Here is a 26996-nt window from a genome sequence, read left to right as displayed (position 1 = left end):
CCCTGCGACGAATCGGGAGCTGGCTCATGAACCCGTCCGACAGCGCCCCGCGCGACGGTTTCTTCGACGACGGACCGCTGGACCACGCCTCGGGGCTGCAGAGCGTGGCCGAGCGCCACGGGGTCAGCCTGGATGCGGTGCGCCATCTCGTGCAGGCGCTGGAGCGCGGCCACGGCACGATGGCGCAGTTCGACCATCCGGATCTCGGCGGCATGGGCCAGTGGTTCGCCGGCGGCATGGTGATGGTCGGCCGGATGTTCGACGACGCGCTGAAGGCGCGGGTCGGTGCGCTCTGCACCGAGCTGGCCGGGGCGCTCCCGGCGGGCGGCTTCTCGGATGCGGCCCCTGCGGCCCTCCGGGGCGGCGGCGAGTGGTGGCCGGCCGGTCTCGGGAACCCGGCGAGCACCGGTGCGCAGAACGGGCTGCGCTACGCCTATTTCCCGGACAGCCGGCGGCTCGCGGTCGAATCGGGGGCGGGGGTGGCTCTCTACGACACCGGTGAGCACCGCATCACCGGCGTGTCGCAGGCGGATGGAAGCCTCGGCTTCACCGGGCCGGCCGGAGCCGTCGCCCTCGACCGCCTGCGCCGGATCGAGGCGGAGGTCGCCGCGCCGCGCCAAGCGGATCCACGCCCAGGAGACACTTACCCCGCGGACACTTACCCCGCGGGCACTCACCCGGCGGATCCGCATCCGGTGGATGCGGCTGGGATCCAGGGTCCCGCCGCAGCGCCTGCGCCGGATCGGTCGTCATCGGACGACGTGCTCGCCACCATCGAGCATCTGGCCGCGCTCCACGCGCGCGGCGTGCTCACCGATGCGGAATTCTCGACCAAGAAGGCGGAGCTGCTGGCGCGGCTGTGAGCGGCGCCCGACCGGCGGATCCGGCGCCGGTCGTCCGACCCTCCGTCCTCATCCCGAGGGGCCGCAGCGCGACGGAGGCCTCAGGACGGGGGGGAGGATCGGACCTGCCGGTTCCGAACGGCCTCAGACGATGCCGACGCGCAGCAGATCGTGGACGTGCACGATGCCCACGGGCCGTCCGTCCGCGACCGCGAAGACCGCCGTGATCAGCCGGCGGTTCATCAGTTCCAGCGCGGTCTGGGCGAGCTTGTGGGGCTCCACGGTGATTGGGTCGCGGGTCATGATGTCCGTGACCGGCGTGTCGAGGATCGCGGGGCCCATGTGGCGGCGCAGGTCGCCGTCCGTGACGATGCCGACGAGGCGCCCGGCCGCGTCCGTGACGCCGACGCAGCCGTAGCGCCGCGCCGCGATCTCGATCAGCACCTCGGACATCAGCGCGGTCTCGTGGACCAGCGGCATGTCCTGGGGTCCGTGCATCACCTGCTGCACGGTCTTGAGGCGGGCGGCCAGGGTGCCGCCGGGATGCAGGGTGTGGAAGCGCGCCGAGGTGAAGCCGCGCCGCTCCAGGAGCGCCACCGCCAGGGCGTCGCCCAGGGCCAGCTGGATCAGGCTCGAGGAGGTCGGCGCGAGGTCGTGCGGGCAGGATTCCCGCACCCGGGGCAGTTCCAGCAGCACGTCGGCGGCCTTGCCCAGCGTGCTCTCGCCGTTGCGGGTGATGGCGACCAGGGGGATCGAGAACCGGCGGCTGAAGCCGACGAGGTCGGACAGCTCCGCGGTCTCCCCCGACCACGACAGGGCGATGATGACGTCGTCCCGGGCGATCATCCCGAGGTCGCCGTGGCTCGCCTCGGTGGGGTGGACGAAGAAGGCGTGCGTGCCGGTGGAGGCCAGCGTCGCGGCGATCTTGCGGCCGACATGGCCGCTCTTGCCGATGCCGCTGACGATGACCCGGCCCTTGCTCTGCAGGATCGTCTGCACCGCCTCCTCGAAGGCCGCGCCGAGCCGGCCCTGGAAGGCCGCGCTCGCCTCCTGCAGGGCCGCGATGCCGAGCTGGAGGCTGCGGATCCCGAGGTCACGGGTGGTGGCGAGATGCGCCGACGGCGCGTCGTAACGATCGTCGCGCAGGGCGCTGGAGGCGGGAGCGTTCATCGTTTCCGTTCTGGACCCGTCGACCGGATCCGGCACCGAGGGCCGGGCTCGCGGATCGGCGCAGCAAAGCGTGTCCGGCGACGCTAGGCAGCCGTCGTGGTTGAAATGTGACGCGGGGACGACGCAGCGCCGCACGCCGGTTGAAGGCGCGGCCGCCGCGGTCCATGCTGCCGGCACGCCATCCCGCATGCCACCCCGCGCCGCGGGCCCAAGGAGGGCACAAGCCCCATGACCATCCGCTTCCCCGACCCCGATCCCGCGATCCTCGCCCGCCGCGACGCGATCCTGGCCGGCCTCGCGCCCCTGGTCGCGCCGGAGGCGCTGGTGGTCAGCGAGGACGAGCGCCGGGCCTTCGAGACCGACGGGCTCACCGCCTACCGGCAGATGCCGCTCGCCGTGGTGCTGCCCTCCACCACCGCGGAAGTGGCCGCCGTGATGGCCTATTGCCACGCCAACAACGTGCGGGTCGTCCCCCGGGGCGCCGGCACCTCGCTCGCGGGCGGCGCCATCGCGCAGGCCGACGCGATCATCCTGGGCGTCGGCAAGATGACCAAGGTCCTCGACCTCGACTTCGCCAACCGCACCGCCCGGGTGCAGAGCGGCATCACCAACCTCGCCATCTCGGGGGCGGTCTCCCACGAGGGCTTCTTCTACGCCCCCGATCCGTCGAGCCAGCTCGCCTGCACGATCGCCGGCAACATCGCGATGAATTCCGGCGGCGCCCACTGCCTGAAATACGGCGTGACCACCAACAACCTGCTCGGCGTCACCCTGGTGCTCAACGACGGCACCGTGGTGGAGATCGGCGGCGAACACCTCGACAGCGGCGGCTACGACCTGCTCGGCCTCGTCTGCGGTTCGGAGGGTCAGCTCGGCATCGTCACCGAGGCCACCGTGCGGATCCTGCGGGCGGCGGAAGGGGCGCGGCCGGTGCTGGTCGGCTTCTCGAAGGTGGAGGATGCGGGCGACTGCGTCGCCGCGATCATCGCAACCGGGATCATCCCGGTGGCGATCGAGTACATGGACCGCGAGGCGATCCTCATCACCGAGGATTTCGCCCAGGCCGGCTACCCCCGCGACGCCGAGGCGATGCTGATCATCGAGGTCGAGGGCTCGGATGCCGAGTGCGACGCGATGCTGGCGCGGATCGAGACGATCGCCAAGGATTTCCGCCCGACCAGCGTGCGGGTCTCGCGCTCGGAGGCGGAATCGGCCGCGATCTGGAAGGGCCGGAAATCGGCCTTCGGGGCCACCGGCCGGATCTCCGACTACATCTGCATGGACGGCACGATCCCCACCGGCCAGCTCGGTCCGGTGCTGGAGCGGATCGGCGCGATCTGCGCCGGGAAGGGCCTGCGGGTCGCCAACGTGTTCCACGCGGGCGACGGCAACCTGCATCCGCTGATCCTGTTCGACATCAACACGCCCGGCGAATTGCAGAAGGCCGAGGCCGCCGGCGACGAGATCCTGAAGCTCTGCGTCGAGGTGGGCGGCTGCCTCACCGGCGAGCACGGCGTCGGCATCGAGAAGCGCGACCTGATGCGCTTCCAGTACGATCAGGTCGATCTCGAGCAGCAGATGCGGGTGAAGGCGGTGTTCGATCCGGACTGGATGCTGAACCCCGCCAAGGTCTTTCCGCTGGATGGGCGGCTCGCGGCCTGATCGGCGGCCGCGTGACCGTCAGGCCGGACCGCAGCCGGCCTGAATCCACAGCGCGCCAGGGCGCCCTGCAGGACCTGCGGACGGTGAGGACGCGACCGTCTCCGATCGCGCGCCTACGACCGTCCGGCTTCCGCGGCCGCGATCAGGCGGCCTCGACCTTGCGGCCGGCACGCGGCTTGGTCGCGGCGGCCGAAGCCTTGCGCCGGCTCGGGGCGGGGGCGGAGACCGCCTCGTCAGCGGGTTCCGCATCCTTGTCGGCGGACTGAGACCGGCCCGGCTGGCCGAGACCGAGGCTCTTCGCGAGAGCCGAGCGCTGGGCCGAGTAGTTCGCCGAGGTGGTCGGGTAATCGGCCGGCAGGCCGTAGCGCTCCCGATAGCTCTGCGGATCGAGCCCGTGCTTGGTCAGGTGGCGCTTCAGCGTCTTGTACGACTTGCCGTCGATGAAGCTGACCAGTCCGTCAGGCCGGATCGACTTGCGGATCTGAGCCGGCGTCGGCCGCTCGACGCTCTCGGTCGCCGGGGCGACCGGGCCGGATCCGATCGCGTTCAGGGCCTCATGGATGCTCGCGATCAGGGCCGGCAAATCGGCCGAGGGTAGCGAGTTGTTGGAAACGTAGGCCGCGACGACGTCCACGGTCCGTTCGATGTAGTCCAATTGCGATGTCGGCGCAGCTTCTGACATTCTCTCTTTCCTCGGCGCAAAAGCCTGGTTGGATCCTCACTTTTCGCGAGTTAAGACAGCGTCCAGAAAATGCAAGGCGATTCATACAATTATCTGTGATCGTGCAGAAGTCTAAACCTCGATCACGCGGCTGTGCTTACAGGGTATGGTTGCATAGATGGCACTTGAGGCGCACTTCTGAAGCGCTTTATCCCCGCCGGTCCCACGAATGCTAGCCGGATCCTGGAGCCGGGTTTTCGCTGGCGGCAGAGACCTTTACCGCCCGGACCGAGGGCGCACCTAGACGATCGCTCACGATTGCCCTGCGGTCATGCCGGGACAACGCTCGATCTTCGTACAGTTGTGGAAAGACGGGCGGGGCGCCTGCGTCATTTTCGCCCGCCGATCGCGACGTTAGACGAAAGTCTTACGCGGATCGAAGGCATCGCGCACAGCCTCGCCAGCGAAGACGAGCAGGCTCAACATCACGGCGATGACCAGGAAGCCGGTCAATCCGAGCCACGGCGCGGTGAGATTGTCCTTGCCCTGCGCGAGAAGCTCTCCGAGGGAGGGCGAGCCCGGCGGCAGGCCGAAGCCGAGGAAGTCCAGGGACGTCAGGGTGGTGATCGAGCCGTTCAGGATGAACGGCAGGAAGGTCAGGGTCGCCACCATGGCATTCGGCAGCAGATGAACCGTCATGATGCGGATGTTCGACAGGCCCAGCGCCCGCGCGGCCCGGACGTATTCAAAATTCCGGGCTCGCAGGAACTCGGCGCGCACGACGCTGACCAGCGCCACCCACGAGAACAGCAGCATGATCCCGAGCAGGACGAAGAAGCCCGGGGCAATGAAGGCCGAGATGATGATGATCAGGTAGAGGGTCGGGATGCCGCCCCAGACCTCGATGAAGCGCTGGAAGGCGAGATCGACCCAGCCGCCGAAATAACCCTGCACGGCCCCCGCGACGACGCCGATCACCGAGGAGACCGCGGCCAGGATCAGGCCGAACAGCACCGAGATTCGGAAGCCGTAGATCACCCGCGCGAGCACGTCCCGGGTGGTGTTGTCGGTGCCGAGCCAGTGCCAGGGAATGTCCGCGCAGCCCGTGCCGCCGAGCTTCTCGGCCACGGGCCGGCATTGCGCGTCGGTGAGCATCCAGGTGGGCGGGGACGGCGACGGCGTCGGCAGATCCTCGTTGATCGTGTCGTACGAGAACGGGATCGGCGGCCAGAGCGCCCAGCCGTTCGCCGCGATCTCCTTGCGGATCTCCGACGACCGGTAATCGGTCGTCGCGAGGAAGCCGCCGAACTTCTCCTCGGGATAGTCGACCAGCACCGGGACCAGCCACTCGCCCTTGTAGGACAGCAGGATCGGGCGGTCGTTGGCGATGAATTCCGCGAACAGGCTGAGGACGAACAGGACCGCGAAAATCAGGAACGACCCGTAGCCGAGCCGGTTGCGGCGGAAATTGTCGAGGCGGCGCCGGTTGAGCGGCGACAGGCGCGCGCGCCGGCCCGCGGCGGCGACCGGGACCGGTGCCCCCTCGTCCGGCCGCAGGACCAGCGGCTGGGCGCCGGGCATCGGCGCGGGCACGACCTCGCTCTCGCCGGGACGCGTGACCTCGTTCATCCGTGCTGTCTCCCGGCCCGTGCCGCGCGCCATCCCGCTGCCCCGGGGCTTGCCCAGAGACTTTCCCAGGGACTCGCCCAGGGATTCGGGCAGCCCCAGGACCGGCCGGACGGGGAGCGGCTGAGGGGGCTCAGCCGTCGAGCCGGGTCGCGGTGCCCTCGATCTCGGTGGGACGCAGACCGCCGCTGCGCTCCATCCAGCGGCGCAGCAGACGGACATTGCGGCGGTTGGCCTTGAAGGCGGCGTCGAACAGGTCGCCCGCCAGCGGCACCGCACCGATCAGCCCGTCGAAGGCGACGTTCATCCCCATCCGGGCCAGCAGCCAGCGCGGCGCGCCCAGGCGCTTCGCCTCGTAGACGATGAAGGAGGAGATCACCATGCCGGCCACGTCGCCGATCACCGGCACGAGGCCGATCAGCGCGTCGAACCCGACCCGCCGGTTGATGCCCGGGATGACGAAGGCCGTGTCCATCAGGTGGGCCAGCGTCTCCAGCCGGGCGAGGCTCGCCTCCCGGCCGAGATCCGCCTTCAGGAAGGCGGGGTTGGAGGGCGTCGCGCCCCCGGGGAACGTCTCGGCACGGGCGAAACGCCCGGCCTGGGCAGCCTGGGTGAAGTCCATGGTCGGGATCCGTCGGGAAGCCATCGTCCGCAACGATGTGGCCCCCCGGTCGGATCCCCGCAAGGACGGGGCCGCCACGGGTCACGCCGCCCTCCCGGCAAGATCGCTCATGCGGTCGAGGGCCGCATCCAGGGTGGCGTCGTCCTTGGCGAAGCACAGCCGGACGATGTTGCGGACGGCGGCGTCCGGGTAGAAGGCGCTCACGGGGATCGCCGCGACGCCGTGCCGGGTGACGAGCGCCTCGCAGAATGCCGCGTCGTCGGCGTAGCCGAGATTCGCGACGTCGATGTTGAGGAACCACGTGGCCCGGGCCGGCAGCACGGTGTAGCCGAGGCCGCGCAGGCCGTCCGCGAGCCGGTCGCGGGACCGGGCATAGCCGGCGCGCATGGCCTCGAACCACGGGACCGGCTTGCCCAGCCCGTAGGCCACCGCCTCCTGGAGGTTCGGGGGCGTGGTGAAGGTGAGGAACTGGTGCGCCTTGGCGAGCCCGCGCATCAGACGGGCATCGGCCATCACGAAGCCGACCTTCCAGCCGGTGAGCGAGAAGATCTTGCCCGCCGAGCCGATCTTGACGGTTCGCTCCCGCATCCCGGGCAGCGCCATCAGCGGCCGGTGGCGCGCACCGTCGAACACCACGTGCTCCCAGACCTCGTCGCAGAGCGCGGTCACGTCGAACCGCTGGCAGTAGCGGGCGAGCAGGTCGAGATCCTCGGGGGCGAACAGCGTGGCGCTCGGGTTGAGGGGATTGTTCAGCACCACGACGCGGGTCCGCGCCCCGAAGGCCTCCGCCAGCGCGGCCTCGTCGAGGCGGAAGGCCGGGGGTTGCAGCGCCACGATCCGCGGCACGCCGCCCGCCCGCCGCACGAGGGGCAGGTAGGCGTCGTACATGGGCGCGAACAGCACGACCTCGTCGCCGGGCTCGATCAGCGCCAGGAGCGCGCCGGCCAGCGCCTCCGTGGCCCCGGAGGTGACCATCACCTCGGTCTCCGGGTCGAGGACGAGACCCTGGTGCCGCGCGTAATGGGCGGCGACCGCCTCCCGCAGGGCCGGCAGCCCCATCATCGGGGGATACTGGTTCCAGCCGTCGCGGAGCGCCCGCGCGCCCCGCTCGCGCACGTCCTCCGGCCCGGGATCGTCGGGGAAGCCCTGGCCGAGATTGATCGCGCCGTGGACCCGCGCGAGCCGGGACATGGTCTCGAACACCGTCGTGGGGAGGGCGTCGAAGACGGGGTTGATGAAGGCGGGCTTCATGCGGCGCGGCAGGGGGCGCGGCTGTGGGCGCCGGGCATCGAGGGGGTCGGCATCGCCGGCCTGTAGCATGGGCGCCGCGCGTTGCGGAATGTGCGCGGTCGCACAGACCCGGATTCCGACGCGCACGCACCGGCTGACGAATGTTGACATTCATCACCCGTATCTTAGGTTCGGATCACGGCCGGAGCGGCGCACACGCCGACGGAGCTTCGCCCCCTCGCTCCGTCAGCGGGGTTCCGCTCCGGTCCCCAAGAAGGGCCATCGACTTGCGGGTCGGTGGCCCTTTCGGCATGTCCGGAGGCGGCCGCTCCGATCGTCGGGCGGGTCTTCCGGATGCGACGATGCGGCCTTCCTCACGCACGGTCCTCGGCTGCCTGATCCTGGCGCTGCTGATCGGCGGCGTCGGGATCGGCCTGCGCCGCGCCGTGACCGTCACCCCGGTGGATGACGCCTTCCGCGCGGTGCTGCGGGCCTATGCGGCGCCGGATGCGGCCGGCGGGACCCAGCAACACGACTGAAACGTCGCCGCCCTAGTGACGGCGCATTGGCCGGGCACCGGTAAGTGCACCGACAGGTGAACCCGCAGGTGAACATGTCGCCGCGGTAAGGAGCCGTTCGGGGCCCGGACAGCTTTATGGGCGTATGCTCCCGCACACGGGATCGGAGCCGTCGGTTCCCGAGGGACAGGGCGGCTTCAGGACAGGTCTTCGGGACGCGGCGTTCCGGAGGCGGAGTGGGGGCTTCGACAGCGAGGGATAGGGTGCCGCCGGTCGCGCAGGCGACCGGCATGTGCTCTAGTCAGGCATGAACGAGAGTTCACCGATCCGGACCGACACGGCCCGGGCTTACCAGCCCGGCGAGGCGCCCGCGCGGGAGGTCCGGACGCGGCGCTTCCGGCCGATCCGCTGGCTCGTGATCCTGATGCTGCTCGCCGGCGCCGGGGCGATCGGTCATCGCTGGTACGAGGCGCGCACCGACAAGGGCGCGGAGCCCGCGACGGCGCACAAGGGCGGCGGCCGCGGCGGCCGGCACGGCGGCGCCGACATGCCGCAGGCGGTGGGCGTCGCGGCGGTCACGACCGGCGACATGCCGGTGGTGCTCCAGGGCCTCGGCACGGTGACGCCGCTGGCCACCGTGACGGTGAAGTCGCAGATCAGCGGCTATCTCACCCAGGTGAAGTTCCGCGAGGGCCAGACCGTGAAGGCCGGCGACGAACTCGCGCAGATCGATTCCCGGCCCTACGAGGCGCTGCTCGCCCAGTACCAGGGCCAGCTCGCCCGCGATCAGGCGCTCCTGCAGAACTCGAAGCTCGACCTGCAGCGCTACCAGACCCTGAACCGGCAGGACTCGATCTCGAAGCAGAACGTCGACACCCAGGGCGCCCTGGTGAAGCAGAACGAGGGCACGGTCGCGGCCGATCAAGCGCTGGTCGACCAGCAGAAGCTCAACATCGCCTACACGCACATCACGTCGCCGGTGGACGGGCGGGTCGGCCTGCGTCAGGTCGACCAGGGCAACTACATCTCGGCCGCATCCACGGCGATCGTGGTGGTGACCCAGCTCCACCCGATCTCGGTGATCTTCACCCTGCCGGAGGACGACGTGGCGCGGGTGATGCGGCAGGTGCGAGCGGGCGCGAAGCTGACCGTGCGGGCCTATGACCGCGGCGACGCCCACGAGATCGCCGCCGGCCGGCTCGACACGGTCGACAATCAGATCGACACGACCACCGGCACGGTGAAGCTGCGCGCGCTGTTCGACAACGGCGACGAGGAGCTGTTCCCGAACCAGTTCGTGAACGCCAAGCTCACCGTCGACACGGTGCGGGGCGCGGCGCTCGTGCCGAATGCGAGCCTGCTCCAGGGCACGCCCGGCACCTACGTCTACCTGATGGACGGGGACAACAAGGTCACGGTCCGGCCGATCAAGACCGGCGAGACCGACGGGACCAACACCGTGGTGGTCTCGGGCCTGAAGCCCGGGGATCGAGTCGTCACCGACGGCACCGACCGGCTGAAGGACGGCGCCCCGGTGCGGATCACGGAGGGCGCACAGGCGGCGGCAGGGGACGGGAAGGCCGCGGAGGCCAAACCCGACGGCAAGGGTGAGGTGAAGTCCGGCGCGCCGACCGACGCGGCGGCGGATGTTCAAGGGACAGCGGAGGGCGGTCGTCGGCACCGGCGCCGTCAGGCGCAGTGAGGACGGGTCTGGCGCGCGGGACCCGCGGCCTCCCCTCCCCCTTCCGCGGAGTCGGGGAGATTCCGGAAGGTCAGTCCCAGTCTCCTCCTCATCCTGAGGTGCGGCGAAGCCGCCTCGAAGGAGGGCTCCAGGGATCGCGCGGCCGGCTGGAGAGCTCCTTCGAGGCCTGCTCTGCGCTTCGGCACCTTAGGATGAGGGCGCGGATGGGACGTCCGTGCCCCCCGATTCAAGCCTCCCTGCAGTGCAGGCTGTCCGGCGCGGAAGGGTCGCGCCCATGAACCCGTCCCGCCTCTTCATCCTGCGCCCGGTGGCGACGACGCTGCTGATGCTGGCGATCCTGATCGTCGGCGGCGTGTCGTACCTGAACCTGCCGGTCTCGGCGCTGCCGGCCGTCGACTACCCGACGATCCAGATCCAGACCTTCTATCCCGGCGCCAGCCCCGAGGTGATGACCTCCTCGGTCACGGCGCCCCTGGAGCGGCAGTTCGGGCAGCTCGCCAACCTCAACCAGATGACCTCGCAATCCTCCGCGGGGGCCTCGGTCATCACCCTGCAGTTCAGCCTGGACCTGTCCCTCGACATCGCCGAGCAGCAGGTCCAGGCGGCGATCAACGCCGCCGGCAACCTGCTGCCCTCGGACCTGCCGGCGCCGCCGATCTACGCCAAGGTCAACCCGGCCGACGCGCCGGTCCTCACCCTGGCGCTGACGTCGAAGACCCTGCCGCTCACCCAGGTGCGCGACCTCGCCGAATCGCGCCTCGCGCAGAAGATCAGCCAGGTGGCGGGGGTCGGCCTCGTGAGCATCTCGGGCGGCCAGCGCCCGGCCGTGCGGGTGCGGTTCAACGCCCGGGCGCTCGCCGCCTACGGGCTCAACATCGACGACCTGCGCACCACGATCACCAACCTCAACGTCAACACGCCCAAGGGCACGATCGACGGGCCGACGCAGTCCTACGCGATCAACGCCAACGACCAGATCCGCGACCCGAAGGCCTACAATTCGGCGATCATCGCCTACCGTAACGGCGCCCCGGTGATGCTCTCGGAGGTGGCCGACGTGGTCGAGGGGCCGGAGAACACCAAGCTCGGCGCCTGGGCCGACGCGACGCCGGCGGTGATCCTCAACATCCAGCGCCAGCCCGGCGCCAACGTCATCGCCACCGTCGACAAGATCAAGGCGCTGCTGCCGCAGCTCCAGGCGAGCCTGCCGGCCGCCGTGGCGGTGGCGCCGCTGACCGACCGCACCACCACGATCCGCGCCTCCGTGGAGGACGTGCAGTTCGAGCTGGGCCTCGCCATCGCCCTGGTGGTGCTGGTGATCTTCCTGTTCCTGCGCAGCCTGTCGGCGACCCTGATCCCGAGCCTGTCTGTGCCCCTGTCGCTGATCGGCGCCCTGTCGGTGATGGACCTCTACGGCTTCTCCCTCGACAACCTGTCACTGATGGCGCTGACCATCGCCACCGGCTTCGTGGTCGACGACGCCATCGTGGTGATCGAGAACATCGCCCGCCACGTGGAGGCGGGCGACTCGCCCCTGGAGGCGGCGCTCAAGGGCTCCCGCGAGATCGGCTTCACCATCATCTCGCTCACCGTCTCGCTGATCGCGGTGCTGATCCCGCTGCTGTTCATGGGCGACGTGGTCGGGCGGCTGTTCCACGAATTCGCCATCACGCTGGCGGCCACCATCATCATCTCGGCGGTGGTCTCGCTGACGCTGGTGCCGATGCTGTGCGCGCGGCTCCTGAAGCACGTGCCCGAGGCCGAGACCCGCCGCCGGGAGGGCGTGCTCTCCCGTCTCGGCCGGCGCGCCATCGACGCCACCATCGCGTCGTACGGGCGCTCCCTGCGGGTGGTCCTCGACCACCAGGGCCTGACGCTGCTGGTGGCGCTCGGCACGCTGGGGCTCACCGTCTACCTGTTCGTGGTGATCCCCAAGGGCTTCTTCCCCGTGCAGGACACGGGCGTGATCCAGGGCATCACCCAGGCGGACCAGTCCGTCTCCTACGCGGCCATGGCCGAGCGCCAGCAGCGCATGGCCGAGATCGTCCTCAAGGACCCGGACGTGGCCAGCCTGTCCTCGTTCATCGGGGTCGACGGCCAGAACGTCACGCTCAATTCCGGCCGGATGCTGATCAACCTGAAGCCCCGGGATGAGCGCACGGCCTCGGCCAGCGCGATCATCCGGCGGATCTCGGCGGCGGTCGCGAACGAGCCGGGCATGCGGCTGTACATGCAGCCGGTCCAGGACCTGACCATCGACACGGCGGTCTCGGCGACCCAGTACCAGGTCATCCTCGAGAGCCCGAACATCGACGATTTCGAGACCTGGGTGCCGCGCTTCACCGCGGCGCTGGCGAAGTCGCCCGTGGTGGCGGACGTGGCGAGCGACCACCAGGGCCAGGGGCTCGCCGCCTACGTGACCATCGACCGGCCCACCGCCGGCCGCTACGGCATCACCCCGGCCACGATCGACAACGCCCTCTACGACGCCTTCGGCCAGCGCATCATCTCGACGATCTTCACCCAGTCCAACCAGTACCGGGTGATCCTGGAGGCCGATCCGAAGCTGCACACGACCCTGCGCAGCCTCGACGCGATCTACCTGCCCTCCTCCACGGCGACCAACGGGCAGGTGCCGCTCTCCGCGGTGGCGCGGATCAGCGAGCGGCGGGCGCCGCTCCTGATCTCGCATCTCGGCCAGTTCCCGGCCACCACCGTGTCGTTCAACCTCGCCCCGGGCGCCGCCCTCGGTCAGGCGGTCGAGGCGATCGACACGGTCAAGGCCGAGATCGGCCTGCCGCCCTCGTTCCGGGTGGTGCCGCAGGGCTCGGTCTTCGCCTTCCAGTCGGCGCTCGGCAACGAGCTGTTCCTCGTGCTGGCGGCGATCGTCACCGTCTACATCGTGCTCGGCGTGCTCTACGAGAGCTTCATCCACCCGATCACCATCCTGTCGACCCTGCCGTCGGCGGGGATCGGGGCCCTGCTCGGCCTGATGCTGTTCGGCCTGTCGCTCGACATCATCGCGGTGATCGGCATCGTCCTGCTGATCGGCATCGTGAAGAAGAACGCCATCATGATGATCGACTTCGCGCTCCAGGCGGAGCGCGAGGACGGGCTGGAGCCCCGGGAGGCGATCTTCCAGGCCTGCCTCCTGCGCTTCCGGCCGATCCTGATGACGACGCTGGCGGCTCTGTTCGCCGCGGTGCCGCTGATCCTGGGCACCGGCGTGGGCTCGGAGCTGCGCCAGCCGCTCGGCATCTGCATCGCGGGCGGCCTGATCGTCAGCCAGGTGCTGACGCTGTTCACGACGCCGGTGATTTACTTGGCCTTCGACCGGTTGGAGCGGCGGATTTCCGGGCGGCGGGGGCCCGATCTCGCGGCCGGCGAGGCGCTGCCGTGAACATCTCCGAGCCGTTCATCCGACGGCCGGTGGCGACCACGCTGCTCACGATCGGCGTGCTGCTGGCGGGCGTGTTCGCCTTCCTGAAGCTGCCGGTGGCGCCGCTGCCGCAGATCGACTTCCCGGTCATCCTCGTCCAGGCGCAGATGGCCGGCGCCTCGCCCGAGACCATGGCCACCACCGTGGCGGCGCCGCTCGAACGGCGGCTCGGCGCCATCGCCGACGTCAACGAGATGACGTCGACGAACGCCCTCGGCTCCACCCGGATCGTGCTGCTGTTCGGCCTGAACCGCGACATCGACGGTGCGGCCCGCGACGTCCAGGCCGCCATCAACGCGGCCCGCGCCGACCTGCCGGCCTCGCTCCGGCAGAACCCGACCTACCGGAAGTTCAACCCCGCCGACACGCCGATCATCATCCTCGGCATGACCTCGGAGACGCTCACCCGCGGGCAGGTCTACGATTCCGCCGCCACCGTGGTGCAGCAGAAGCTGTCGCAGCTGCCCGGTGTCGGCAATGTCGATATCGGCGGCTCGTCCCTGCCGGCGGTGCGGGTCGAGCTCGATCCCACGGCCCTGTTCAACTACGGCATCGGCCTCGAAGGCATCCGGGCGGCTTTGGCCTCGGCCAACGCCAACTCGCCCAAGGGCGAGATCGATGCGGGCGACCGCCGCTACCAGCTCTACGCCAACGACCAGGGCCGCAAGGCCGCCGATTACCGCGACATCATCGTGGCCTATCGCAACGGCGCCGCGGTGAAGCTCACCGACGTGGGGGAGGTGCTCGACGGGGTCGAGGACAAGCGCAACCTCGGCATCGTCAACGGCAAGCCCGGCGTGCTGCTGTTCGTCTACAAGCAGCCCGGCGCCAACGTGGTCGAGACCATCAACGCCGTGAAGGAGGCCCTGCCGCAGATCACCGCGGCGCTGCCGGGCGGCATCGACATCAAGCTCACCGGCGACCGCAGCGCCACGATCCGCGCCTCGCTCTCGGCCACCGAGGAGACGCTGCTGGTGGCGGTCGGCCTCGTCATCCTGGTGGTCTTCGCCTTCCTGCGCTCCTGGCGGGCGACCCTGGTCCCGGCGGTCGCCGTGCCGATCTCGATCATCGGCACCTTCTCGGCGATGTACCTGCTCGGCTACTCGCTCAACATCCTGTCGCTGACCGCGCTGATCATCGGCACCGGCTTCGTGGTCGACGACGCCATCGTGGTGCTGGAGAACGTCCAGCGGCACATCGAGGAGGGCAAGCCCCGGCTCCAGGCGGCGCTGATCGGCGCCCGGGAGGTCGGCTTCACGGTGATCTCGATGAGCCTGTCGCTCATCGCGGTGTTCCTGCCGATCCTGCTGATGGGCGGCCTCGTCGGGCGCATCTTCCAGGAATTCTCCGTCACCCTGTCGCTGTCGATCCTGATCTCTTTGGTCCTCTCGCTCACCACGACGCCGATGATGTGCGCCCGGCTACTCCGGGCCGAGGGGCACGGCCCCAACGGCGAACCCCCGGCGGGCCGCCGGCCGAACTGGCTGATCCGGATGCTGGAGGGCGGCTTCTCGCGTCTGCTCGGCGCCTACGAACGGACCCTCGCGGTGGCGCTCGCCCATCCGCGGCTCGTGCTGCTGAGCCTGCTCGCCACAGTCGGCCTCAACGTCTACCTCTACATCATCGTCCCGAAGGGCTTCTTCCCCGAGCAGGATACCGGGCAGATGATGGGCGGCATCCAGGCCGACCAGCGCATCTCGTTCCAGTCCATGGAGAAGAAGCTCAAGCAGGCGACCGCGATCGTCGGCGCGGATCCGGCGGTGGAAAGCGTCGTCGGCTTCACGGGGGGCCGCGGCACCAACTCGGCCAACGTCTTCGTCGGCCTGAAGCCGCTCAACGAGCGGGCGCCGATCTCCGCCGTCATGGCGCGGCTGCGGCCGAAGCTCGCGCAAGTTGCGGGGGCGCGCCTCTACGTCTTCCCGCGCCAGGATCTGCAGATGGGCGGGCGCCAGAGCTTCGCCCAGTACCAGTACACCCTTCAAGGCGACACTGCCGCGGAGCTGTTCGCCGCCGCCCCGAAGCTGGTGGCGGCCCTGCAGAAGGATCCGACCTTCGCGGACGTAACCTCGGACCAGCAGGAGGGCGGGCTGGAGAGCCGGGTCGTGATCGACCGAGCGACCGCGTTCCGCTACGGCATCACGCCGATCAAGATCGACAACACCCTCTACGACGCCTTCGGCCAGCGTCAGGTCTCGACGATCTACAATCCGCTGAACCAGTACCACGTCGTGATGGAGATCGCGCCGCGCTACCTGGAGACGCCGGAGACGCTCAAGCAGATCTACGTCTCGACCTCGGGCGGCAACGCGCCGGGCTCGGCCACCACCAACGCGGTCGCCGGCACGGTGGCGGCGGGCGGGACCGTCAACATCAACACGGCGACCGGCACCAGCAGCCCGGGCAGCGGGTCGTCGGCGAGTGCCGCGACCGGCGCCGCCACCGGCTCCGGGGCGGTGGGCGGCTCGGGCAGCGCGGGCGCCGTCGCGGCGGCGGCCGCCGCCTCCGCCACCAGCACGGCCGACACCGCCTCGAACGCCGCCGCCATCGCGTCCGACTCGGCCCGCAACGCCTCCTCCAACGCCATCGCGGCGAGCAAGGGCGGGGCCTCGTCGAGCGCGCCCGTCTCGGCCGCCAAGGAGACGATGGTGCCGCTCTCGGCCTTCGCGCGGATCGAGCCCGGCAGCGCCCCCGTGCAGGTGAGCCACCAGGGCCTGTTCGTGGCGACGACGATCTCGTTCAACCTCGCGCCGGGCAAGAGCCTGTCGGACGCCACCGACGCCATCGACCGGGCCATGGCCTCCCTGCAGCTCCCGGCCACGATCCACGGCGAGTATGCCGGCGCGGCCAAGAACTACGTCGCCTCGGCCTCCCGCCAGCCGCTGCTGATCCTGGCGGCGATCCTGGCGGTCTACGCGGTCCTGGGGATCCTCTACGAGAGCTTCGTGCACCCGCTGACGATCCTCTCCACCCTGCCCTCGGCCGGCGTCGGCGCCGTGCTGGCGCTGCTGGTGACCGGCACCGACTTCACCATCATCGCGCTGATCGCCGTGTTCCTGCTCATCGGCATCGTGAAGAAGAACGCGATCATGATGATCGACGTGGCGATCGATTCCGAGCGGACCCGGGGCGCGAATCCCGTGGACGCGATCCGCGAGGCCTGTCTCCTGCGCTTCCGGCCGATCATGATGACGACGCTGGCGGCCATGCTCGGCGCCGTCCCGCTGATCCTGGCCAACGGCGAGGGCTCGGAGCTGCGCCGCCCGCTCGGCATCGCCATCGTCGGCGGGTTGATTGTGAGCCAGATCCTGACCCTCTACACCACCCCCGTCGTCTACCTCACCCTCGATCGCCTCCGGCACAGGGTGCTCAACCGGCGCAGGCGCGCGGGGCGGGGCGGAGAAGCGGCGCTGCCGGCCGGAGAGTGATGGTTAAGGTTTCACGTGAAACAGCGGCGGCTCCGGTCGGGTGTGAACATCTGTCCAACCCACGCCCTCATCCTGAGGTGCCCGCAGCAGCGGGCCCCGAAGGAGGGTTCCAGGGATCGCGCATCTGGCTGGAGCCGTCCTTCGAGGACACCGCTGCGCTCCGGCACCTCAGCATGAGGGCGCGGCTAGGCATGACGCCTGCGTCCGTCGGATTGTTGAGCCGCGAACCTGCCGCTGCCAATCGCCGGCGCCGCACCCTCGCATCCCTCCTCCTCGCCGCCCCGCTCCTCGCCGGCTGCGTGGTTGGCCCCGACTACACCCGGCCCTCTGTGGAGACGCCCTTCGCCTACAAGCAGGGCGGCGTCCGCGAGGACAGCCCGGCCTATGTCGCGGCGCGCAAGAACGGCTGGCGCGAGGCCCGGCCCAACGACGCCGTGGAGCGCGGCGACTGGTGGCGGGTCTTTCGGGATCCGAATCTCGACCGGCTGATCCGCCTCGTCGACGTCGACAACCAGTCCCTCCGGCAGGCGGTGGCGAATTACCGGCAGGCCCGGGCCCTCGTCGCCTCCGCGCAGGCCGCCCTGTATCCGACGGTGATCGGCGCGCCGAGCATCACCCGGACCGGCAGCGGCACCACCACACGCACCAACGTGGCGCTGCTCGGCCAGGCGAGCTGGGAGCTCGACCTGTTCGGCGGCACGCGCCGGACCATCGAGAGCGAGGCGGCCCTGGCGCAATCCGACGCCGCCACCCTCGCGCTGACCCGCTTGAGCATCCAGGCGGAGATCGCCGCCGACTACCTGACGGTGCGCTACGCGGATTCGCTCCAGAAGGTGCTCGAGGCGAACGTCGAGAATTTCAAGAAGACCTTGGCGATCACCGAGAACCAGTACGCCGCGGGCGTCGCGGCCCGGTCCGACGTGATCACCGCGCAGACCCAAGTCCAGACCATCGAGGCCCAGGCCATCGCGGTTCGCCTGACCCGCGTGCAGTACGTCAACGCCATCGCCACCCTGATCGGGCGCCCGCCCTCGGAGGTGTCGATCCCGGTGGCCGGAATCCCGCGCAATCCACCCGGCGTGCCGGTGGGCATCCCCGGCGACCTCCTGGAACGGCGCCCGGACGTGGCCCAGGCCGAGCGCCTCGTCCAGGCGCAGAGCGAGCGCATCGGCGTTGCGGTGGCGGCCTTCTTCCCCACCGTGACCATCTCGGCCCAGGGCGGCATCTCGGGGGCGACCCGCAACGGCCTGCTCTCGGCCGCCAACCAGGTCTGGTCTGTGGCGGCCTCTGGCAGCGAGGTGTTGTTCGACGGCGGCGCCCGCACGGCGGCCCTGCGCTCGGCCGAGGCCGGCTACGATTCTGCCGTGGCCGGATACCGGCAGGTGGTGCTGGCCGCCTTCGCCGAGGTCGAGAACCAGATGGCGGCCCTGCGTATCCTTGGCCAGCAGCAGAAGGCGCAGGACACCGCCGTGGACCTGTCGCGCAAGGCCGTGGAGATCACCCTCAACGAGTACCGGGCCGGCACCCAGAACTTCACCACGGTGGTGACCGCGCAGAGCCTGCTCGTGAACAACGAGGTCAACGCCCTCCAGGTGCGGCTGAGCCGCTTCACTGCGGCGGTCACGCTGATCCGCGCCCTCGGCGGCGGGTGGGACGCGCGCTCGCTGCCGAGCGATTCCGAGCTGAAGGGTCCGAGCCTGCCGATCGACCGGGGCGGGCAGGCGGTGCGCCCCGACGAGTAGGGATTTGCGGGCGCGGGCGGCCGGCTTCCGGTCGAGGCCGTCCGGTGATGCAACCCTCCGCATCGGCGCGACGTCGCAAAGCGGCCCAGGGTCCGGCGGCGTCGAAGGGCGTGACGGTGTCGGTCGCCCCGGAAGACGTGGCTGTGGGCTCAGGGTTCGAGGAACCGGGTATGCATGCGGGGTTCCTTGATCCTGGACCCGGCGCAGCATAGCCCCATAGGCGCCGGAACGGGCCTCGCCGTAGCGGGTTGTCAGGCCGGTTTGCCGCACTGCAGCCAGACGGGAGTCAGGGATGGCCGAGCCGACGACAGCCCTCAAGGATACGGCAGCCTGCGGCACGCAGCCGGCACCGCCCTGTACGCTGGTGATCTTCGGGGCCGGTGGCGACCTGACGAAGCGCCTGCTGATGCCCTCGCTCTACAATCTCGCGGGCGCGGGGCTCCTGGCCGAAGGCTTCTCGATCCTCGGCATCGACCACAACGACGGCACTGACGAGTCCCTGCGCGACAACCTCACCCAGACCCTGGAGGCGTTCAGCAAGGACCCGACCTCGGAGTTCCACGCCGACCACATCGACCCGAAGAGCTGGGGCTTCATCCGAGACCGGCTCCACTACCTCAAGGGCGATTTCGAGAAGCCCGAGACCTACGCGGCCGTGAAGCAGAGGGTCACCGGCAGCGCGGTGTTCTACTGCGCGGTGGCGGCCCGCTTCTTCGGGACCATCGTGGACGGGCTCGGTCAGGCCGGGCTGCTCAAGCAGGAGGGCGACGGCTTCCGCCGCGTGGTGATCGAGAAGCCGTTCGGCTCCGATCTCGAATCGGCCCGGGCGCTCAATGCCCGGATCCTCAAACAGGGCGACGAGAGCCAGTTCTACCGGATCGACCACTTCCTGGGTAAGGAGACCGTGCAGTCGATCATGGCGTTCCGCTTCGCCAACGGGCTGCTGGAGCCGGTCTGGCGGCGGGAATACATCGACAGCATCCAGATCACGGCGGCCGAGACGGTGGGCGTCGAGGAGCGCGGCGGCTTCTACGAGCCGACCGGGGCGCTGCGCGACATGGTGCCGAACCACATGTTCCAGCTCCTCTGCATGGTCGCCATGGAGCCGCCGAACTCCTTCGACGCGGAGGCCGTGCGCACCGAGAAGGCCAAGCTCGCCGAGGCCGTGAAGCCGATCCCGCCCGAGGATGCGGTGCGCGGCCAGTACACGGCCGGCACCTCGGAGGGGCGCGACGTGCCCGCCTACCGGGACGAGCCGCACGTGGCGAAGGACTCGGTCACCGAGACCTACATCGCCCTGAAGCTCAACATCGAGAACTGGCGCTGGGCCGGGGTGCCGTTCTACGTCCGCACCGGCAAGCGCATGACCGGGCGGCGCACCGAGATCGCGGTGCTGTTCAAGCCGGCGCCGTTCAAGATGTTCGAGGACACGCCCACCGCCGATCTCGCGCCCACCGTGATGCGGATCCAGATCGATCCCGATCACGGGGTCAGCACCGAATTCAACGTCAAGGTACCGGGACCGCAGATGGCGATCGGCCGGGTCCGGTCCGGCTTCCGCTACAAGGACTTCTTCGCCGACCGGCCGAATGTCGGCTACGAGACGCTGCTCTACGATTGCATGACCGGCGACGCGACGCTGTTCCAGCGCGCCGACAACATCGAGGCCGGCTGGGCGGCGGTCGATCCGCTGCTCAAGGGCTGGCCGCAGGGAGAGGTGACCTTCTATCCGGCGGGCAGTGCCGGCCCGAAGGAAGCCGACGCACTCCTGGCTCGCGACGGCCGCCACTGGCTGGGTCTCGACGGCGAGACCGACTGAGAGGGGGCCGCCTGATCGGTTCTCCGCCGGGCGGCCGCACGATAGCCTTCCCCATAGCCTTCCCCATTCGTGAGGATGCGACAGCCTTCCGGCGTCGAGAGGGTTGCCTCGGGCGGGGGGCGCGTCACCGTCGACAGGCGCTTTCCGGACCGCGACGCCATCGACGATCTGACGGCGTTCGACAACCCGGCTCCCGCCATCGCCCCCGACGAGCGGTTGGCGAAGAGCGGCCTGCTGGAGGGATCGTCCCGCGCTCGATCGACCCGGCCGTCTGCCCAGCGGGCGGAAGCCGGTCGTGCACCGTCGTTCCGTCATCGCGCACGATGTGGCCGACGCGACCATCCGCGTCCTGCACGGCGCTCCGCCGTGGCCGCCGAGCGGGAAACGAGGGCGCGGTCGTGGTCGCGGAGCGCTGAACCCGGATCCGGTTTCAGCGGCGCTTGAACGGCAGCATCGCGGCGACGGCGAGCGCGTCGACCCGGTTGTTGAGCGGGTCGCCGGCATGGCCCTTCACCCAGTGCCACGCCACGTCGTGCCGGTCGCGAGCGGCGTCGATCCGCCGCCACAGATCCTCGTTCTTCACCGGCTTCTTGTCGGCGGTGCGCCAGCCCCGGGCCTTCCAGGCGTGGATCCAGCTGGTGATGCCCTGGCGCAGGTACTGGGAGTCCGTGAACAGGTCGACGCGGCAGGGGCGCTTCAGGGCCTCCAGCGCCTCGATCGCCGCCAGGATCTCCATGCGGTTGTTGGTGGTGTGGGCCTCGCCCCCCGAGAGCTCCTTCCGGGTGTCGCCGAAGATCAGGATCGCGCCCCAGCCGCCCGGCCCGGGATTCCCCGAGCAGGCGCCGTCCGTGTAGATCGTGACGCGCTTCGGCTCGGCCGCGGCCTGGCCGCCCGGCCCGGTCGCGTCGGCGCTCACCGGGCCCTCAGCGCGGCCGCCCGTAATCTCGCGCGTCCCGGGCCTGCCGGTGGAAGGTGAGCCGGCGATCGAATTCCCGCGGATCCTTCGGCTTCACCAGGGCGCCCGGGGGCACGTTCAGCCAGTCCACCAGCCGGGTGAGCATGAAGCGGAGCGCGGCGCCCCGGCACAGGATCGGCAGGGCCGCGACCTCGGCGGATTCGAGCGGCCGCACCGCCTCGTAGCCGGCGATCAGCCCGGCCGCCATGTCCCGGTGGAAGGTGCCGTCGGCCTCGAAGCACCACGCGTTGAGGCAGACCGCGAGGTCGTACGCGAAGGCGTCCGTGCAGGCGAAGTAGAAGTCGATCAGGCCCGACAGGGCATCGCCGATGAAGAAGACGTTGTCGGTGAACAGGTCCGCGTGGATCACGCCGCTTGGCAGATTCCGCGGCCAGTGTGCCTCGAGGACGGCGAGGTCGGACCGGGTGCGCGCCGCGAGACCGGGCTCGACCGAATCGGCCTGGTCCTCGGCCTGCGCGAAGAGCGGCCGCCATGCGGAGACCGAGAGGTTGTTCTCCCGCACCATCGGGAAGTCCCGGCCGGCGGCGTGCAGCTCGGCCAGCGCCCGGCCGAGCGCCCGGCAATGCTCGACGCCCGGCGTCTTGACCGAGACGCCCTCCAGGAAGCTCACGATGGCGGCGGGGCGGCCGCAGAGCTGTCCGAGGGCCTGGCCGGCCCGGTCCCGCACGGGCTGCGGGCAGGCGAGGCCGCGGGCCGAGAGGTGCTCCATCAGCCCGATGAAGAACGGCAGGTCCTGTTCCCGGACCCGCTTCTCGTAGAGGGTCAGGATGTAGGAGCCCTGGGTGGTGTGCAGGAAGAAATTCGAGTTCTCGACCCCCTCGGCGATGCCCTTGAAGGAGAGCAGGCTGCCGATCGCGTAGGCGGACAGGAAGTCGGCGAGCGCCGCGTCGGATACCTCGGTGTAGACGGCCACGTGTTCGCGCTCTGATTTCGGAAGGTCAACATGGCAAGGGGCGCCGAAGCGCCCCCGCATAGAGCATGCCGAGCCTCAGGCCCGCGTGTCGGCCTGGACCGCCTACTCGGCGGCCTCGCTGCGCAGCTCCCGCGGCAGCGGGAAGACCATGTCCTCGATCACCGTCGAGACCGTGTCGACGATCACGTCGTAGCGGGCCGCGAACGCGTCGATGATCTCCTCCACCAGCACCTCGGGCGCCGAGGCGCCGGCGGTCAGGCCGAGCTTGCGGATGCCCTCGAAGGCCGGCCAGTCGATCTCCTCGGCGCGGAGCACCAGACGGGTGATCGGGCAGCCGACGCGTTCGGCGACCTCGCGCAGGCGCTGCGAGTTCGAGGAGTTCGACGAGCCGACGACGATCAGAGCGTCCACCAGCGGGGCCACCTGCTTCACCGCCTCCTGGCGATTCGTGGTAGCGTAGCAGATGTCGTCCTTGTGCGGCCCGGTGATGGTCGGGAACTTCTTCTTCAAGGCGTCGACGATGTGCCTTGTGTCGTCCACCGACAGGGTCGTCTGGGTGACCCAGGCGAGGTTGTCGGGATTGTCCGGGGTGAGCGCCGCGATCTGGTCGAGATCCTCAACCAGGGTGATCGAGCCCTTGGGCAGCTGGCCCATGGTCCCCACCACCTCCGGATGCCCGGAATGGCCGACCAGCAGCACGTGGCGGCCGCGCTTGTGATGGATCTCGGCCTCGCGGTGGACCTTGGTCACCAGCGGGCAGGTGGCGTCGATGGTGGTGAGCCCGCGCGAATCGGCGTTGGCCGGCACGGTCTTCGCCACGCCATGGGCGGAGAAGATCACCGGGGCGCCGCCGTCCGGCACCTCGTCGAGTTCGCGGACGAACACGGCGCCCTTCCGCTTCAGGCTCTCGACCACGTACTTGTTGTGCACGATCTCGTGACGGACGTAGACGGGCGGCCCGTAGATGGCGAGAGCCCGTTCCACGACATCGATGGCCCGCACCACGCCGGCGCAGAAGCCGCGGGGGGCGCAGAGCAGGATTTCCAGCGGCGGCTTGCCGGCGGTGCCCGGAACGGGCTCGGTGGTCGCGATTTCGACGGTCATGAGGGGGATGTGGCGAGGGCGGGGCGGTCCTGTCAACAGGACTGGCCCAGGAACCGGGCGGGAAGAGGGAAGCGGAGCCGCTCTGTAGCACGATTGCCGCGGGAATTGGACCCGCGCCGTTCGCAGAGCGTCACGCAGGGCCGCTGCGCCGTCCGCGGTGGGGGACAGACGGTTTTCGTGAGCGACACCCGTCTCGTCTATGCGCAGGGCGCCGGCACAGCCGGCTAAAGCCGCCGGATGCCCGTCACGGCGCCGAAGCTGTGCGCCTCGATGCGGGCGACCGCCTCCGCCAGCGGCTCCGCCGCCACCGCCATGTGGTGGCCGTTGGCGTGGATCAGCGTCTCGGGATCGCGCATCAGCCCGACATGGCCGCGCCAGAACACGAGATCGCCCCGGCGCAGGTGCGCGAGGTCGAGGGGCAATGCCTGCCCGAGGGCCCTCTCCTGCATGTCGGCGTCGCGGGGGCAGGGCAGCCCCGCCATGTCCAGGCAGAGCTGCACCAGACCGGAGCAGTCGAGCCCGAGACTGGTGCGCCCACCCCAGAGATAGGGGGTCCCGGCCAGCCGCATGGCCGTGGCCACGTAATCCGGTTCGCGGCTCTCCACGGAGGCGCAATGCCGGGCGAACACATAGCCGCCCCGGGTCTCCAGATACGCGCCCGACTCACCGGTCGCCACGAGGCGGGCGCCGAGGCTGAGATGCCCGAGGACCGGCCGTTTCAGGTCCGGTTCGGGGTAGAGGAAGGTGCGCAGGGCCGTGACGCGGTGCGTCGGCTCCGGATCGGCCGGGCCCAGGCTGTCGGCGGGCAGGTAGCCGACATAGCCGTCGCGGGCGAGCTGCACGAAGGCGAAGCCCTCGGCCGCTTCGTAGAGATCGACCGCGTCGCCGAGGAGCGCCTCGGTGTCGAGCCCCGCGCCGGGATCGGGCTCGCGGCGCAGCGGCGCGGACGGCGCGGTCACGCGCAGCGGCGTGCCGGCGACGTAGCGCGCCGCCGTGACGCGGTCCCGCAGGCGGAGATCGGCGACATGCGGCCGGGCCGGAGTCAGCCGGGGATCGAGGGGTTCGCTCATGCGCAGATCCTACCATGAATCCGACCCCGCCGGGCTGACGGGCGGGTCAGCGCGGTCGCGCTGGAGCGACGCTTCCGGACGCTCCTCTGCGCCACTATGCCGCGCCGAGCGGTATAGGGGCCTGGACGGCCCGGATTCCGCCGCCGGATTGCTCGGATGCCCGGCCGATGAGGCGTCGGATGCCCCGGGGCGCGTCACATCTCCGTTCCGGATCCGCGAGACATGTGCCCAAGGCGCCCATCACACGTTTTTGATGCACTGCACAACCCGCGCGGAAGGCGCTATGTTCAGGGTTATGAAGACCGCGAGTCGCCCCGTGAAGAAGACACAGAAGAGCTTCGCCGACCTGCCGCCGATCCGCGTCCGCCGCGAGCCGCCGACGGTGAACGAGGCGGTCGCCGCCGCGCAGGACCTCGCCGACGATGTCGAGCAGCAGGTCGAGATCGCCGCCGGCCTGATGGGCCTGCCGGCTGACGAGGTCCGCCCGCACGTCCTGGCGGCCAAGAAGGCCAAGCCGGAGCGCGTCCCCGAGCGGATCCTGACCCATGCGAGCCCGAGCCGGGCACCCCGCACCGTGGTGGTCGAGCGCCGCACCCGCCCGACCGTGGTGATCGAGCGGCGCAGCCGCCCCCTCGACCCGCGCCGCTGAGCGGCCGTCAGGACGACCGCGTCACCACGCCAGCGTCTCGCCCCGGTAGTCGAGGTAGTGGGCGCCCGGCCGGCCGAGCTGCGCCCCGATCACGTCGGCGAGGCCTGTGACGCTGGTCGCCACGTCGATGTCGGCCTCCGCCCCGCCCATCTCGGTGCGCACCCAGCCCGGATGCAGGATCAGCACGGAGACGTTCTCCGCCCGGTGCCGGATCTCGAAGCTGCGCGCCAGGGTGTTCAGCGCCGCCTTGCTGGCCCGGTAGGTCTCCCAGCCCCCGGTCTCGTTCAGGCCGACGCTGCCGAGGATCGAACTCATCATCGCGATGCTGCCACCAGGGACGAGGCGATCCAGGAAGGCCTCGGCGAAGCGGATCGGACTGATCGCGTTGGTGAGGTAGACCTGCGCGGCGACATCGCGGGGCACCGCGTGCGCCGGGTCGTGCGCCAGGGTGGCGACACCGGCCACCACGAAGATCAGGTCGAAGCGCTCGGAGGCCAGCCGGTCGTGCAGGGCGGTGACGCCGGGATCGTCGTCGATGTCGGCGGTCTCGACGCGCAGGGCCTCCGGGCCGAGGCCGGCGAGGGCGGGGGACGGCCTGCGCTGGGTGGCGGTGACGCGCCAGCCGCGGGCCAGGAATGTCTCGACGAGGCCGAGCCCCAGGCCCCGCGAGGCCCCGACGATCAGCGCGTGCTTCTGCGATTGGGTCATGGTCGGTCTCCGGGTCTCGGCCGGATAAGGTTCGATCGGCCGCGGAGGTTGCGTGACCGGGGTTCGGTCTCGAACGGGCCGAGCCCGGGGTTCGCACGTGATCCGCGTGACCGGACGAATGTCCGGGTCGGGTGGTTTTCCGCCGGTCTCCTTTGGAGGATCAGCGGCGCAGAACGAGACGTCCGCTCAATCTACCATCCAGACCCGCTACAAGAGCCTCGGTATGCGGATGCCGGGCAGCCGCCCCTCATCTGACACCTCAGGCTGTTAAACCGGCGGTGGGCTTCCTGATCTCGTAATCGCGCATTCCCGGTCCCGGTCCCTTGATCTCAAGGTTTCCCGCATCCCCGAGGGCCTGGATACGACCGAACAGCACGATATCGCTGACGCCCTGACCCGGCGGATCAACCTCAACGGCGAGGTGGTGCAAGGTGCGACCGATCACCCTCGCCGCGACCTCCCAGTCTGTCGCGGCCTGAGCGATGAGCACGGCGTCGTAGTGTGTCAGCGGTGCCGATACCAAGCGGCCATTGCGCACGATGCGCAGAGGTGCATCCTCGCTCCTCAATGCTGCCCACCTCGCTGCGGCAGCATTGCACTCGGAGCGAGAGAAGACACGTCGCCTGTCCCTCAGGCGGGACGCGATGATGTCCTCGCGACGCATGATCCCGAGCGACCAGGGCCTTCGGACGCCGTCACGCGTGACGAAGTCGAGGGCTGTGGCGTCGATGATGTCGAAGGGGCGGCCATTCATGCGGAACGCAAATTCGAGGAAACTGGCGTGCTCGGTCGCGTCGCTCATGCAAACCCAATAGACGGGCTGCACGCGGGTCGACGTGGCTTCCATCCATGGCTCCTCTGCCTCGCGCTGGTCGGCGTAGGGATCGGGTCGCAGGATGGCTCTGAGCCACGCGTGTCGAACATCTGGGTCCGGCGGATTGATGGGGCCGAAATTCAGGTCGCCCGAGAGCGCGATGACCCGCGCTTCGTCGCCCTGTGACCGAAGAGCGTCACGGATGGTGTCCGCCCTGCTTGCACCCCACGCCACGTGGATGACTTCGGCCTCACCGGGCATCTGTGATCCTCCATCGCCGCATAGTGGTCAGGGCGGCTGGAAG

Annotated in this window: 20 protein-coding genes; 9 read left to right on the top strand and 11 right to left on the bottom strand. The window is 70.1% G+C overall.

The genetic code is table 11. From position 1 onward, the window contains the following. The first annotated feature begins 26 nt into the window (after nt 1-26). Nucleotides 27-863, top strand: coding sequence for an SHOCT domain-containing protein (locus tag P9K36_RS25100; RefSeq protein ID WP_278306191.1), 837 nt, complete (start codon nt 27-29; stop codon nt 861-863). Nucleotides 864-986: 123 nt separating this feature from the next. On the opposite strand, the gene P9K36_RS25095 is transcribed toward P9K36_RS25100, so the two are convergent. Beyond that, complete coding sequence (locus tag P9K36_RS25095) at nt 987-2012, bottom strand: KpsF/GutQ family sugar-phosphate isomerase (protein ID WP_043759616.1); 1026 nt, start codon at nt 2010-2012, stop codon at nt 987-989. 228 nt (nt 2013-2240) lie between these two features. Between P9K36_RS25095 and P9K36_RS25090 the strand changes: the two genes are divergently transcribed. Beyond that, entirely contained in the window at nt 2241-3674 is a 1434-nt protein-coding gene (locus tag P9K36_RS25090) for an FAD-linked oxidase C-terminal domain-containing protein (RefSeq protein WP_278306190.1), read from the top strand. A 142-nt stretch (nt 3675-3816) separates the two neighbouring features. On the opposite strand, the gene P9K36_RS25085 is transcribed toward P9K36_RS25090, so the two are convergent. The 4 genes from P9K36_RS25085 to P9K36_RS25070 form a co-directional block, all read right to left on the bottom strand. Next, nucleotides 3817-4356, bottom strand: coding sequence for a MucR family transcriptional regulator (locus P9K36_RS25085; RefSeq protein ID WP_043346338.1), 540 nt, complete (start codon nt 4354-4356; stop codon nt 3817-3819). Between the two features lie 393 nt (nt 4357-4749). Next, nucleotides 4750-5964, bottom strand: coding sequence for an ABC transporter permease (locus P9K36_RS25080; RefSeq protein ID WP_278306189.1), 1215 nt, complete (start codon nt 5962-5964; stop codon nt 4750-4752). 130 nt (nt 5965-6094) lie between these two features. Continuing rightward, the gene (locus P9K36_RS25075; protein WP_043346332.1) at nt 6095-6583 is read right to left on the bottom strand and encodes a DUF4112 domain-containing protein; all 489 of its coding nucleotides are present in this window, start codon (nt 6581-6583) and stop codon (nt 6095-6097) included. Nucleotides 6584-6664: 81 nt separating this feature from the next. Continuing rightward, nucleotides 6665-7834 carry an aminotransferase gene (locus tag P9K36_RS25070; protein ID WP_278307327.1) on the bottom strand — a complete coding sequence of 390 codons (1170 nt, stop codon included), beginning with the start codon at nt 7832-7834 and terminating at the stop codon, nt 6665-6667. Nucleotides 7835-8175: 341 nt separating this feature from the next. On the opposite strand from P9K36_RS25070, the gene P9K36_RS25065 reads away from it, so the two are divergent. From P9K36_RS25065 to zwf, 6 genes are all read left to right on the top strand, one after another. Next, nucleotides 8176-8352 (top strand): hypothetical protein, encoded by a 177-nt coding sequence (locus P9K36_RS25065; protein ID WP_236952745.1) that lies wholly within the window; start codon nt 8176-8178, stop codon nt 8350-8352. Between the two features lie 286 nt (nt 8353-8638). Beyond that, nucleotides 8639-10033 (top strand): MdtA/MuxA family multidrug efflux RND transporter periplasmic adaptor subunit, encoded by a 1395-nt coding sequence (locus tag P9K36_RS25060; RefSeq protein ID WP_111473559.1) that lies wholly within the window; start codon nt 8639-8641, stop codon nt 10031-10033. A 274-nt stretch (nt 10034-10307) separates the two neighbouring features. Then, on the top strand, nt 10308-13433 hold the full coding sequence (locus P9K36_RS25055) for an MdtB/MuxB family multidrug efflux RND transporter permease subunit (RefSeq protein WP_182592656.1): 3126 nt from the start codon (nt 10308-10310) through the stop codon (nt 13431-13433). After that, nucleotides 13430-16897: an efflux RND transporter permease subunit gene (locus P9K36_RS25050; protein ID WP_278306188.1), complete on the top strand. Its 3468-nt coding sequence runs from the start codon at nt 13430-13432 to the stop codon at nt 16895-16897. Before P9K36_RS25055 ends, P9K36_RS25050 begins: the two co-directional genes overlap by 4 nt. Before the next feature lie 299 nt (nt 16898-17196). Further along, entirely contained in the window at nt 17197-18639 is a 1443-nt protein-coding gene (locus tag P9K36_RS25045) for an efflux transporter outer membrane subunit (protein WP_278307326.1), read from the top strand. A 292-nt stretch (nt 18640-18931) separates the two neighbouring features. Further along, nucleotides 18932-20458 (top strand): glucose-6-phosphate dehydrogenase, encoded by a 1527-nt coding sequence (zwf, locus tag P9K36_RS25040; RefSeq protein ID WP_043346314.1) that lies wholly within the window; start codon nt 18932-18934, stop codon nt 20456-20458. Between the two features lie 430 nt (nt 20459-20888). Here the strand turns inward: zwf and rnhA are convergent, their stop codons facing one another. The 4 genes from rnhA to P9K36_RS25020 all read right to left on the bottom strand — a co-directional run bounded on the left by rnhA (nt 20889) and on the right by P9K36_RS25020 (nt 24521). After that, the gene (rnhA, locus tag P9K36_RS25035; RefSeq protein WP_278306187.1) at nt 20889-21374 is read right to left on the bottom strand and encodes a ribonuclease HI; all 486 of its coding nucleotides are present in this window, start codon (nt 21372-21374) and stop codon (nt 20889-20891) included. 7 nt (nt 21375-21381) lie between these two features. Beyond that, entirely contained in the window at nt 21382-22347 is a 966-nt protein-coding gene (gene thrB, locus P9K36_RS25030) for a homoserine kinase (protein WP_278306186.1), read from the bottom strand. A gap of 102 nt (nt 22348-22449) precedes the next feature. After that, a complete protein-coding gene (gene ispH / locus P9K36_RS25025; RefSeq protein ID WP_043346311.1) occupies nt 22450-23451 on the bottom strand; it encodes a 4-hydroxy-3-methylbut-2-enyl diphosphate reductase in 1002 nt (333 codons plus the stop codon). 224 nt (nt 23452-23675) lie between these two features. Next, a complete protein-coding gene (locus tag P9K36_RS25020) occupies nt 23676-24521 on the bottom strand; it encodes an NlpC/P60 family protein (RefSeq protein WP_278306185.1) in 846 nt (281 codons plus the stop codon). A gap of 316 nt (nt 24522-24837) precedes the next feature. On the opposite strand from P9K36_RS25020, the gene P9K36_RS25015 reads away from it, so the two are divergent. Then, entirely contained in the window at nt 24838-25170 is a 333-nt protein-coding gene (locus P9K36_RS25015; RefSeq protein WP_236952744.1) for a hypothetical protein, read from the top strand. Between the two features lie 21 nt (nt 25171-25191). On the opposite strand, the gene P9K36_RS25010 is transcribed toward P9K36_RS25015, so the two are convergent. Then, nucleotides 25192-25878 (bottom strand): SDR family oxidoreductase, encoded by a 687-nt coding sequence (locus P9K36_RS25010; RefSeq protein ID WP_278306184.1) that lies wholly within the window; start codon nt 25876-25878, stop codon nt 25192-25194. Between the two features lie 259 nt (nt 25879-26137). Next, on the bottom strand, nt 26138-26953 hold the full coding sequence (locus P9K36_RS25005) for a DUF3658 domain-containing protein (RefSeq protein WP_053611324.1): 816 nt from the start codon (nt 26951-26953) through the stop codon (nt 26138-26140). Nucleotides 26954-26996 lie beyond the last annotated feature (43 nt).

Source organism: Methylobacterium sp. 391_Methyba4, assembly GCF_029691625.1.
Lineage (GTDB): Bacteria > Pseudomonadota > Alphaproteobacteria > Rhizobiales > Beijerinckiaceae > Methylobacterium > Methylobacterium fujisawaense.
Note: the sequence above shows the minus strand (reverse complement) of the source record. Positions and strands in the feature narration are given on the sequence as shown.

Bases quoted from the DNA above. Each gene is read 5' to 3' on its own strand.
- P9K36_RS25080 (WP_278306189.1), bottom strand. From the start codon at position 5,964: ATGAACGAGGTCACGCGTCCCGGCGAGAGCGAGGTCGTGCCCGCGCCG.
- zwf (WP_043346314.1), top strand. From the start codon at position 18,932: ATGGCCGAGCCGACGACAGCCCTCAAGGATACGGCAGCCTGCGGCACG.
- P9K36_RS25020 (WP_278306185.1), bottom strand. From the start codon at position 24,521: ATGAGCGAACCCCTCGATCCCCGGCTGACTCCGGCCCGGCCGCATGTC.
- P9K36_RS25085 (WP_043346338.1), bottom strand. From the start codon at position 4,356: ATGTCAGAAGCTGCGCCGACATCGCAATTGGACTACATCGAACGGACC.
- P9K36_RS25070 (WP_278307327.1), bottom strand. From the start codon at position 7,834: ATGAAGCCCGCCTTCATCAACCCCGTCTTCGACGCCCTCCCCACGACG.
- P9K36_RS25100 (WP_278306191.1), top strand. From the start codon at position 27: ATGAACCCGTCCGACAGCGCCCCGCGCGACGGTTTCTTCGACGACGGA.
- ispH (WP_043346311.1), bottom strand. From the start codon at position 23,451: ATGACCGTCGAAATCGCGACCACCGAGCCCGTTCCGGGCACCGCCGGC.
- P9K36_RS25065 (WP_236952745.1), top strand. From the start codon at position 8,176: ATGCGGCCTTCCTCACGCACGGTCCTCGGCTGCCTGATCCTGGCGCTG.
- P9K36_RS25010 (WP_278306184.1), bottom strand. From the start codon at position 25,878: ATGACCCAATCGCAGAAGCACGCGCTGATCGTCGGGGCCTCGCGGGGC.
- P9K36_RS25075 (WP_043346332.1), bottom strand. From the start codon at position 6,583: ATGGACTTCACCCAGGCTGCCCAGGCCGGGCGTTTCGCCCGTGCCGAG.
- P9K36_RS25095 (WP_043759616.1), bottom strand. From the start codon at position 2,012: ATGAACGCTCCCGCCTCCAGCGCCCTGCGCGACGATCGTTACGACGCG.
- P9K36_RS25090 (WP_278306190.1), top strand. From the start codon at position 2,241: ATGACCATCCGCTTCCCCGACCCCGATCCCGCGATCCTCGCCCGCCGC.
- P9K36_RS25060 (WP_111473559.1), top strand. From the start codon at position 8,639: ATGAACGAGAGTTCACCGATCCGGACCGACACGGCCCGGGCTTACCAG.
- P9K36_RS25055 (WP_182592656.1), top strand. From the start codon at position 10,308: ATGAACCCGTCCCGCCTCTTCATCCTGCGCCCGGTGGCGACGACGCTG.
- P9K36_RS25005 (WP_053611324.1), bottom strand. From the start codon at position 26,953: ATGCCCGGTGAGGCCGAAGTCATCCACGTGGCGTGGGGTGCAAGCAGG.